This is a genomic window from Azotobacter armeniacus (assembly GCF_054779355.1).
On sequence record NZ_BAAGYK010000128.1, the window covers coordinates 18641 to 28192 of the forward strand.

A 9552-nucleotide genomic window follows, 5' to 3' on the forward strand; every position below is an offset into this window, starting at 1 on the left:
ATAGTATTTTTAAGAATATTTGCTCCCACTCTAATATCCGCTCCACGCTGCCGGGCCAGCAGGCTCGCCGGCACATTACATCCAAGGAGACCACAGCCATGAGCGCCCCCCTCAGAAGCTTCGAAGGCCAGGACGAAGCCAACATCCTGCGCGAAATCCACGCCGCTCTGAAGAACCTGCGTTTCGGTGCGGTGGAAATCACCGTGCACAACGGCCAGATCGTGCAGATCGAGCGCAAGGAGAAGTTCCGCCTGCAGGCCCAGAACACCTGCAAGACTTCCTGATTTTTCAGGGCGAACGACCCGACTAGACAACCGGAGGGTGCGCATGAATGAAGAAGAAGCCGGGCATCAAGACCCCCTGAGCAGACAGGGCTCTAGCTACCTGCACCAGCGCACGCCAACGCGATCGTACACCCACAACAGAAAGCATCCCCCCGCTACATTCAGGAGTCGTATCCATGTCCATCCGTCGTTTCGCCCTCACCGCGCTGGCCGGCCTGAGCCTCTGCGCCGCTGCCCAGGCGCAGACCCTGCTGCTCAACGTGTCCTACGATCCGACCCGCGAGCTGTATAAGGAGTACAACGCCGCCTTCAACAAGTACTGGCAGGCCGAGGGCCATGAGCCCGTGACCCTCCAGCAGTCCCACGGCGGCTCGGGCAAGCAGGCCCGCGCGGTGATCGACGGGCTCAGGGCCGACGTGGTGACCCTGGCCCTGGCCGGCGACATCGACGAGCTGTACAAGCTCGGCAAGCTGATTCCCGAGGACTGGCAGAGCCGCCTGCCGCAGGCCAGCACGCCCTACACCTCGACCATCGTCTTCCTGGTGCGCAAGGGCAATCCGAAAGGCATCAAGGACTGGGGTGATTTGGTCAAGCCGGGCGTGGAAGTGATCACCCCAAACCCCAAGACCTCCGGCGGCGCACGCTGGAACTTCCTCGCCGCCTGGGCCTGGGCGCAGCAGAAGTACGGTAGCGAGGACAAGGCCCGCGCCTACGTCGAGCAGCTCTACCAGCAGGTGCCGGTGCTGGATACCGGCGCGCGCGGCTCGACCATCACTTTCGTCAACAACAACATCGGCGACGTGTTGCTGGCCTGGGAGAACGAGGCCTTCCTGGCGCTGAAGGAACAGGGTGGAGAAAACTTCGAGATCGTCGTGCCTTCGGTGTCGATCCTTGCCGAACCGCCGGTGGCGGTAGTGGACAAGAACGTCGACCGCAAGGGTAGCCGCGAAGTGGCCACTGCCTACCTGAACTACCTGTACAGCGAGGAAGGCCAGCGCATCGCCGCGAAGAACTTTTACCGGCCGCGCAACGAGAAGGTCGCAGGCGAGTTCGCCAGGCAGTTTCCCAGCCTCGAGCTGGTGACCATCGACAAGGATTTCGGTGGCTGGAAGACCGCCCAGCCGAAGTTCTTCAACGACGGCGGGGTGTTCGACCAGATCTACAAGGTGCGCTGAACCCATAACCACGCAGACAAGGCCACGAGCCGGAAGTCCTGGACTCCGCTTGTGGCTTGCTGCTTTCCGTCATTCGAGAGATGTCCATGTCCCGCCGCATATCCCCCGTCATACCCGGCTTCGGGCTGACGCTGGGCTACACCCTGGTGTATCTCAGTCTGTTGGTACTGATTCCCCTGGGTGCCATGTTCGTCCACGCCTCCCAGCTCACCTGGTTGCAGTTCTGGGAGGTTATCTCCGCCCCGCGGGTGCTGGCCGCGCTCAAGCTCAGCTTCGGCACCGCCCTCGTCGCCGCACTGCTCAACGGCGTGATCGGCATCCTGCTGGCCTGGGTGCTGGTGCGCTACCCCTTCCCCGGCCGCAAGGTCATCGACGCCATGATCGACCTGCCGTTCGCCCTGCCCACCGCGGTGGCCGGCATCGCCCTGACCGCGCTCTACGCGCCGGCCGGAGCGGTCGGCCAGCTCGCCGGCGAGTTCGGCCTGAAGATCGCCTACACCCCGCTGGGCATCGCCCTGGCGCTGACCTTCGTCACCCTGCCCTTCGTGGTGCGCACCCTGCAGCCGGTGTTGGCGGACATCCCCCGGGAGGTCGAGGAAGCCGCCGCCTGCCTCGGCGCCAGTCCCTGGCAGACCTTCCGCCACGTGCTGCTGCCGGCGCTGTTGCCGGCCTGGCTGACCGGCTTCGCTCTGGCCTTCGCCCGCGGCATCGGCGAGTACGGCTCGGTGATCTTCATCGCCGGCAACATGCCGGGCAAGACCGAGATCCTGCCGCTGCTGATCATGGTCAAGCTGGACCAGTACGACTACACCGGCGCCACCAGTATCGGCGTGCTGATGCTGGTGGTGTCCTTCGCCCTGCTGCTGCCGCTCAACCTGCTGCAGCGCCGCATCGCAACCCCCTGAAGAGGCCACCATGTCGTCCACAACCCTGAGCGCGGCCGCCTCCGCCAACGCCGCCCGCCACGGCAACGCCCTCGGCCGCCGCCTGCTGATCGTCGCCGCCTGGCTGGTGTTCGCCGTGTTTCTCCTGCTGCCGCTCTACGTCGTGCTGAGCGAGGCGCTCAAGCTCGGCTTCGGAACCTTCTTCGAGGCCCTGCTGGAGCCCGACGCCCTCTCCGCCCTGCAGCTGACTTTGCTCGCCGTAGGCATCTCGGTGCCACTCAACCTGGTGTTCGGGCTGGCTGCCGCCTGGTGCGTGAGCAAGTACGACTTCCCCGGCAAGAGCCTGCTGGTGACCCTGATCGACCTGCCGTTCTCGGTCTCGCCGGTGATCGCCGGCCTGATCTATGTGCTGCTGTTCGGCGCCCAGGGCCTGTTCGGCGACTGGCTGACCGAGCACGACGTCCAGATCATCTTCGCCCTGCCCGGCATCGTCCTGGCGACCATCTTCGTCACCCTGCCCTTCGTCGCTCGCGAGTTGATCCCGCTGATGCAGGAACAGGGCACCCAGGAAGAGGAAGCCGCGCGCCTGCTCGGCGCCAACGGCTGGCAGATGTTCTGGTACGTCACCCTGCCCAACATCAAGTGGGGCCTGATCTACGGCGTGGTGCTCTGCACCGCCCGCGCCATGGGCGAGTTCGGTGCGGTGTCGGTGGTTTCCGGGCACATCCGCGGTTTCACCAACACCCTGCCGCTGCACGTCGAGATTCTCTACAACGAGTACAACCACGTCGCCGCCTTCAGCGTCGCCAGCCTGCTGCTGATCCTGGCGCTGATCATCCTGTTGCTCAAGCAGTGGAGCGAAGCCCGTCTGTCCCGCCTCAAGTCCACTGCTGCCGAGGAATAAGCCATGTCTATCGAAATCCGCAACGTCAGCAAGCGCTTCAGCGCCTTCCAGGCACTCAACGACATCAACCTGGACATCCACAGCGGCGAGCTGGTGGCCTTGCTCGGTCCCTCCGGCTGCGGCAAGACCACCCTGCTACGGATCATCGCCGGCCTGGAAACCCCGGACAGCGGCAGCATCGCCTTCCATGGCGGGGACGTCTCCGGCCACGACGTGCGCGACCGCAACGTCGGTTTCGTGTTCCAGCACTACGCGCTGTTCCGCCACATGACGGTGTTCGACAACGTCGCCTTCGGTCTGCGCATGAAGCCCAGGCGCGAGCGGCCGAGCGAGCAGGTCATCGCCGCGAAGGTCCACGAACTGCTCGCCATGGTGCAGCTCGACTGGCTCGCCGACCGCTATCCCGAACAGCTCTCCGGCGGCCAGCGCCAACGCATAGCCCTGGCCCGCGCGCTGGCGGTGGAGCCGAAGATCCTGCTGCTCGACGAGCCCTTCGGTGCCCTTGACGCCAAGGTGCGCAAGGAGCTGCGCCGCTGGCTGGCGCGCCTGCACGAGGAGATCAACCTGACCTCCGTGTTCGTCACCCACGACCAGGAGGAAGCCATGGAGGTGGCCGACCGCATCGTGGTGATGAACAAAGGGGGGATCGAGCAGATCGGCGCGCCAGGCGAGGTCTACGAGCAGCCGGCCAGCGACTTCGTCTACCACTTCCTCGGCGACGCCAACCACCTGCATCTGGACGACGGGCATATTCTGTTCCGTCCCCATGAGGTACTGCTGTCCCGCGAGGCAGTGGCCGAATACTACAGCGCCGAAGTACGCGATATCTGCCCGCTTGGCGCCGTCACCCGGGTGACCCTCAAGGTCGAAGGTCAGAACGAACTGATCGAGGCGGAAGTAGTCAAGAATCACGACATGCTGGTTGGACTGTCACGCGGGGAAAGGCTGTTCATCAAGCCGAAAGCGAGCGCCTGAAACGCCCCGCCCGGTCCCGGAGATCAGCTCGCGAGCCAGGCGGGAAGCTCTTCTGCGGATTCTTCGAGATCACCAACGGGCGAGGTAAACCCGCCCGCTCATTTCATACTGCAGCGGACCGCGTTGCACAGCCCGACAATCGGGTGGACAGCGGGCTTCAGATACGCTTCATCTCGCCACCCACCGGAACCAGCTCGGGCGAGCGCTCTGCGGTGGCATCGCGCAGCATCGACTCCAGGTTGCGCTCGATGTTCTGGCACAGGGCTTCGGTCTGGATCCGGTGCTCGCTATTGCGGAAGGGACTTTGCAGATCCGTGCCGACCTTTTCGATAGCCAGCAGCATGAAGCCCGCCACCGTCGAAACCAGCGGCGTGTACCAGCCGAGGGTTTCCACCAGGCCGATCGGCATGATCAGGCAGAACAGGGTGATGAACAGCCCCGGAAAGTACACGTAGGGATACGGCAGCGGCGTGTTGGCGATCCGCTCCATACCACCCTGGCAGTCGGAAAGCACCACCATGGTGGACTCCAGTCGGGACAGGCGCATGCTGTCCAGCCGCCCGGCCTTGTATTCCTTGGCCAGCAGGGCCGCAGAACCATTCAGGATGTCGTTGGGGAAGTTGTTGGTGTGATGGCGGCGGTCGAATTCCTCGGCCGGGATCAGCGCCTGGACCTCTTCGCCGCAGGACTCGCCCTTCAGGTGCGCCGACAGGGCCTTTACATAGGCCACATGGCGGCGCAGCAGCATGGCCTTGACCGGATTCATGCCATAGGCGTCATCGATCAGGGTGAGCACCTGGCGCGCGTAGCTGCGCGAGTTGTTGGTCATGGTGCCCCAGAGGGTCCGCGCTTCCCACCAGCGGTTATAGGCACTGGAATTGCGGAAGCTGGTCAACACCACCAGAGCCGAACCGAGCAGCGTCAGGGGCATCGAGGGGATATTCACACCCGGACTCAGCAGAACCATGTAATCCACTGTGATGAAGATATCCCAGAGCAACAGCCAGAACAGCGACCAGCCGACATAGGTAAGAGTCTTGATCAGATATCCACTTTTTCGGACAAAGGCGTTCGACACGTATGCATCTCGACTAGGAAAGTAACGGGGGGATTCGATCATCGAACGGTGGTTCGGCATCATTGCAACCCCATGAATCTAGGGGTTATCCGATGCATGGAGCTATTAATGATTAACTGATTGACACACGTCAAGGAAAGATAGCCATTTCGACTTATGGCTAAGCATACAGCGGAACGCCTGACCCTATAACCACACCAGGCACTCCAAAGCGGATCTATCTGTACCACTTGCAGTCTCGATATCCTGAGAAATCCATTGGCAGCCAGCTAAAGACAAGGTTGTCCGAGCTTCGCTACCGAATTTTCGGTATGGGATGACAGATTTTAAGTCTAAATAGTTTCATTTTGTGTATTTCAACTGTGCCCTTGTCAACAAAAGTGTTGTTTGCCGTTATGCAATCAAATATTTGAGTAATTTTTTACAAAATATGTTCTCCCGATATTCGCAAGCTTATTCGAGACGTACCTGCAAGTCAGGCTCCCCCTACCCTGATGGCCGAGGCCCTCGTTTTGAGTCGAATATCCCGTTCTTGTAGAGTCTCCACCTTCAAACCGCCTCCTGCTCGAATGGGCGCATCTACTGCCATTCAACCCAGAGCGGCAGAACCCAGCTTCGGCGATTTTCAAGGTAGTTATCACGTAAGCGTGTCACGCTGCTTCTGATTTTTCCGTCAATACCGCTTCCCGCTCCGGGTTCAGGCACACGGTCGCTGCCAGTGACCAATCCCCGATGTTTCCACTCCAGCGCTCTGGGTGTCGTGCGCGTGCCGCCTCATACAGTTCGATACGTTTGTGCAGCAGTTCTTCAGCCTGGCCGGCATGCCGCTGCGCCGGTGTCATGAACCTCAAGGCGCTGTGTCGATGCTCGTGGTTGTACCAGTCCACGAAACGGTTCACTCAGCTCCTGGCCTGCTCCAGCGCCTCAAAAGGCCGCCCGGCCACAGCGGACAGTGTTTCGTCGTGCGGAACAGCGCCGCGCTGCCGTCCGGCTGGGGCAGCTCGATGACCACCTGCTGGCCGGTCTTGGCGTCATGACTTGCCCTTGGCGAAGCTGGCCCGGCCCGGGAAGGTCAGGCGGTAGTCGCTGAGATCCTGGGGGGCAGCGTGACGCTCGATGACCACCTGCTGGCCGGTCTTGGCGTCATGACTTGCCCTTGGCGAAGCTGGCCCGGCCCGGGAAGGTCAGGCGGTAGTCGCTGAGATCCTGGGGGGTAGCGTGACGACGGGCAGGCTCTTGCCGAGGGTTGCGCCGGCCGTGCTGGCGACGACCCGCCCGATCTCCGTGCCCAGCGCCTCGGTCGCCAACTGGGCGAAAACAGTATCCAGCTGAGCTGGCGAACTCGCCCAGGCTGACGGTGGTGGCCCGGGCGGCGGCCTGAGAAAGGGTGTCGATCAGAGTGGTCATGCTTCCCTCAATATCGAGTAGGGAGCGGGATTACTCCCGCCGCCCTCTCACACCACCGTACGTGCGGTTCAACCATCCTCACGCCTCGCGACGTCAGTAGCACAATGGCAGCCATACAGATCTCCCCGGGTATGACGCACCCACCTTCACGCTTATGCCTGTCGGATATACGCCGCATCGTTCTGTGCAAGTAGCGGGCTTTGGCCTTTTTTTGCTGCCTTACCCCGATGCGTCGCCTCGTATCCGCTTCCTGTTCGTCAGGCCAGCGCTTTGCCTCGGGCTTCCTTCAGATTCGCAGTCACCCGCGACACCCTTGCCTCTGGCTAACACTTCCCCTTGCCGGGTGTGTAGAGGACTTTCACCTCCGAGTGAGTGCGCCCTGCCGGGCGCACAAAGAAAAACCCCGCAGGGGCGGGGTTCGCATAGGGTTTGGCAGCCATCTGGTCGGTAGATCAGATGGCGATGATCTGACGCCGGATCACTCCACCAGTCGCAGGTTCGGACTCAGAGGCTGTGAAGTTTTTGATTTTTGGTTTTGCGCGGCGGTGACCGCCGGGCGCCATGTTGACGCACTCGGCGGTGGCTGCGCGCTCCTTGTAGATCGCCTTGGCAGCCTCCGTACCCATGCGTTGTCGCCAGGCGGCGAGGGGAGCACTGTCGCCGGGACAGGCTTAATGCCGATCGCGCGTGACGTCCTTGGGGTGCGGCACCGGCGCATATACCCTGCTGGTCGGGGCCAGGTTCTCGATATCGTCGTGCTTGGCAAAACCACCGCCCACCAGCAGGTCCGGCGGGCGGCGCGCATAGCGCTCTTCGATCTGTCGGACCATCGGCACCCTCTGCCCCAAGTCGCTGCCGGTGGTGGCGATGTCCACGCCCACGATCACCAGGCTGGCCGTGTCGGTGGCCAGCTGCGCATTGTACGCAGGACGAAAACCGCCGTCGGCCATCTTCATCACCCTGGCCTGGGGCAACGGTGGTGGAGGCGCGCGCCGTGTCGGCAGGTTTCCCTTGCGCCTGCTTGATCCTTTCCATCTTCGGCAGTTGGGCCAGCGCCTATGCAATGCGCTGCTCGCGCTCGCGCACCGCTTGCTGGCGCAGGTTGGTGGCGTCCGGATCGTCGTGCACTTCGCGCTTGAGTGCCTCGACCTGCTGGCGCGCCTGCGCCTGGGGTTGCTGCAGCCGCGCCTTGCGCCGGAACGATGCCGCCTCGGCATGTGCGCGCACGCGCACCCCATCCTGCGCCACGAGCTTCAGCGTTACCGAGCCGCAGGCCAGCCGGCTCGCCACGTTGGTTGTCAGCAATCCATCCAGAAACACGCCGTGGCCCACCCGCAAGTCCGACCGCGTGTGGTGGTTGACCGGCACGCCACCGCACAGCCAGCGATAGGTATCGTGCGCGTCGCACAGCCGCGTCAACGCCGCTGCCCGGGCCGGGGCCGTATCCGCAATCGGTAGATCCTTGAACAACTCCCCCGCCGCCCGTCATCACTCGCCCCCCAAACGCCTGTGCTTATTCTCACCGAAACACAGCGTCAGGTGGTTTTTCACAGCCTCTCAGTAATCGCCCGGCGCGTGCGCTGTCCAGCCAGTTGCCCAGCGTCTAGACGGAAATTTCAGTTGCCGGGCTCCCTTGGCGCACCCGATGAACTCGGCCAGTGCGACCGCTTGGGACTTGAAGTCGTCTGTATACCGATGAAAACATCGTTTCTTGGTGTCCGTTTCAGCGGGACAAATTCAGTTCAGATCAATCCCCTTTCGCCGTGGGGACGAGCTTGATCTCGAAGACATTGGGCCAGAGTTTTCCTGTAACAAACAGACGATCTCCGGCCCTGTCGTAGGCGATGCCGTTCAGTGCATCGGCGCCATCGCTTGGAGATCCGTGTTCGATTAGCAACCCTGTCAGGTTGATCCAGCCGATGATATTTCCTGTCTCAGGGTTGATACGGGCGATCCTGTCGGTCTTCCAGATGTTGGCGAAGATCTCGCCCTTGACCCATTCAAGCTCATTCAACTGGTCAATGGGGGCACCATCGGCGGTGACATTGATTCGCCCTTTCTCTTGGAGAGAGGACGGATCGAGCACCCGGATTTGCGAGGTCCCATCGCTCATGAATATGGCATCAGGGGATCTTGTCAGACCCCAGCCTTCACCGGGATAGGTGAAGATGCTCTTGAGTGTCAGGTCGGCTGTTTCAAAAATGTAGCCTACATTGGAATTCCAGGTCAGATTGAGTAGTTGCTCGCCACTATCTGTTAGCCCCTCGCCGAAGTCCGATGAAGGCAGATCGGTTTGTTGGAGGACCTCGCCGGTTTCGAGGCGGACCTTGCGCACCGAAGATTGTCCCCGCCGACCAGTGCTTTCGTACAGGAAGCCATCCTTGAAGATCAGTCCCTGGGTAAATGCATGACGGTCGTGAGGATACCGAGCTACGACAGAATACGAATAGCACGGAATAGTTTCTCCAGCCAAAGTGGCCAATGCGCTCGTTGAGCCGGTAAGAACCAGCGCGATGGCCATCGCGCGAGGAAACGACAAGAAGCGATACATTGTGTTCTCGCAGTCGGTGGTTTTATGGGCTGGATTGGGATCTGGCGGTTGGATGGTCGAAGCCGTTGATGGTTCCACCCCCCTCTAAATACTGATGGTGGTAGGCGCCATCCCCTAATGATGAAAGAGGATAAGGGACGGAAGGTGACGGATTGAGGTCGCGAAATTTCATGGCGCAGACCCCGCTTCCTAAGTAGTCAAACAAAATTGATCCGATATTTATCGCCATACCCAGACAGCACCTCATGCACATGACTGCAGAGCGACTGGAAACTCTGGTAGGCGCTCAGGGGC

Annotated in this window: 9 protein-coding genes and 1 pseudogene; 5 read left to right on the forward strand and 5 right to left on the reverse strand. The window is 61.6% G+C overall.

What is annotated here, in order from left to right; genetic code table 11:
- Nucleotides 1-98: 98 nt before the first annotated feature.
- The 5 genes from oscA (at nucleotide 99) to ACYVD0_RS17390 (ending at nucleotide 4222) form a co-directional block, all read left to right on the forward strand.
- Nucleotides 99-284 carry a sulfur starvation response protein OscA gene (gene oscA, locus ACYVD0_RS17370; protein WP_460427972.1) on the forward strand — a complete coding sequence of 62 codons (186 nt, stop codon included), beginning with the start codon at nucleotides 99-101 and terminating at the stop codon, nucleotides 282-284.
- A 176-nt stretch (nucleotides 285-460) separates the two neighbouring features.
- On the forward strand, nucleotides 461-1459 hold the full coding sequence (locus ACYVD0_RS17375) for a sulfate ABC transporter substrate-binding protein (RefSeq protein WP_460427973.1): 999 nt from the start codon (nucleotides 461-463) through the stop codon (nucleotides 1457-1459).
- An 86-nt stretch (nucleotides 1460-1545) separates the two neighbouring features.
- Nucleotides 1546-2364, forward strand: coding sequence for a sulfate ABC transporter permease subunit CysT (gene cysT, locus ACYVD0_RS17380; protein ID WP_460427974.1), 819 nt, complete (start codon nucleotides 1546-1548; stop codon nucleotides 2362-2364).
- Nucleotides 2365-2374: 10 nt separating this feature from the next.
- Nucleotides 2375-3247: a sulfate ABC transporter permease gene (gene cysW / locus ACYVD0_RS17385; protein WP_460427975.1), complete on the forward strand. Its 873-nt coding sequence runs from the start codon at nucleotides 2375-2377 to the stop codon at nucleotides 3245-3247.
- A gap of 3 nt (nucleotides 3248-3250) precedes the next feature.
- Nucleotides 3251-4222, forward strand: a complete 972-nt coding sequence (locus ACYVD0_RS17390) for a sulfate/molybdate ABC transporter ATP-binding protein (protein WP_460427976.1) — start codon at nucleotides 3251-3253, stop codon at nucleotides 4220-4222.
- A gap of 157 nt (nucleotides 4223-4379) precedes the next feature.
- Here ACYVD0_RS17390 and ACYVD0_RS17395 read toward each other — a convergent pair whose 3' ends face one another.
- The 5 genes and pseudogenes from ACYVD0_RS17395 to ACYVD0_RS17415 all read right to left on the reverse strand — a co-directional run bounded on the left by ACYVD0_RS17395 (nucleotide 4380) and on the right by ACYVD0_RS17415 (nucleotide 9258).
- Entirely contained in the window at nucleotides 4380-5300 is a 921-nt protein-coding gene (locus ACYVD0_RS17395; protein ID WP_460427977.1) for a bestrophin family protein, read from the reverse strand.
- 650 nt (nucleotides 5301-5950) lie between these two features.
- The gene (locus tag ACYVD0_RS17400) at nucleotides 5951-6199 is read right to left on the reverse strand and encodes a hypothetical protein (RefSeq protein WP_460427978.1); all 249 of its coding nucleotides are present in this window, start codon (nucleotides 6197-6199) and stop codon (nucleotides 5951-5953) included.
- A 244-nt stretch (nucleotides 6200-6443) separates the two neighbouring features.
- A complete protein-coding gene (locus ACYVD0_RS17405; RefSeq protein ID WP_460427979.1) occupies nucleotides 6444-6707 on the reverse strand; it encodes a hypothetical protein in 264 nt (87 codons plus the stop codon).
- A gap of 563 nt (nucleotides 6708-7270) precedes the next feature.
- Nucleotides 7271-8135 (reverse strand): annotated as a pseudogene (locus ACYVD0_RS17410) (transposase); the annotation flags it as partial.
- 319 nt (nucleotides 8136-8454) lie between these two features.
- Entirely contained in the window at nucleotides 8455-9258 is an 804-nt protein-coding gene (locus ACYVD0_RS17415; RefSeq protein ID WP_460427980.1) for a glutaminyl-peptide cyclotransferase, read from the reverse strand.
- Nucleotides 9259-9552: the final 294 nt, after the last annotated feature.

Excerpts from the sequence above, each read along its gene's own strand:
- oscA (WP_460427972.1), top strand. The coding sequence starts at position 99 with ATGAGCGCCCCCCTCAGAAGCTTCGAAGGCCAGGACGAAGCCAACATC.
- ACYVD0_RS17405 (WP_460427979.1), bottom strand. The coding sequence starts at position 6,707 with ATGACCACTCTGATCGACACCCTTTCTCAGGCCGCCGCCCGGGCCACC.
- cysW (WP_460427975.1), top strand. The coding sequence starts at position 2,375 with ATGTCGTCCACAACCCTGAGCGCGGCCGCCTCCGCCAACGCCGCCCGC.
- ACYVD0_RS17375 (WP_460427973.1), top strand. The coding sequence starts at position 461 with ATGTCCATCCGTCGTTTCGCCCTCACCGCGCTGGCCGGCCTGAGCCTC.
- ACYVD0_RS17390 (WP_460427976.1), top strand. The coding sequence starts at position 3,251 with ATGTCTATCGAAATCCGCAACGTCAGCAAGCGCTTCAGCGCCTTCCAG.
- ACYVD0_RS17415 (WP_460427980.1), bottom strand. The coding sequence starts at position 9,258 with ATGTATCGCTTCTTGTCGTTTCCTCGCGCGATGGCCATCGCGCTGGTT.
- cysT (WP_460427974.1), top strand. The coding sequence starts at position 1,546 with ATGTCCCGCCGCATATCCCCCGTCATACCCGGCTTCGGGCTGACGCTG.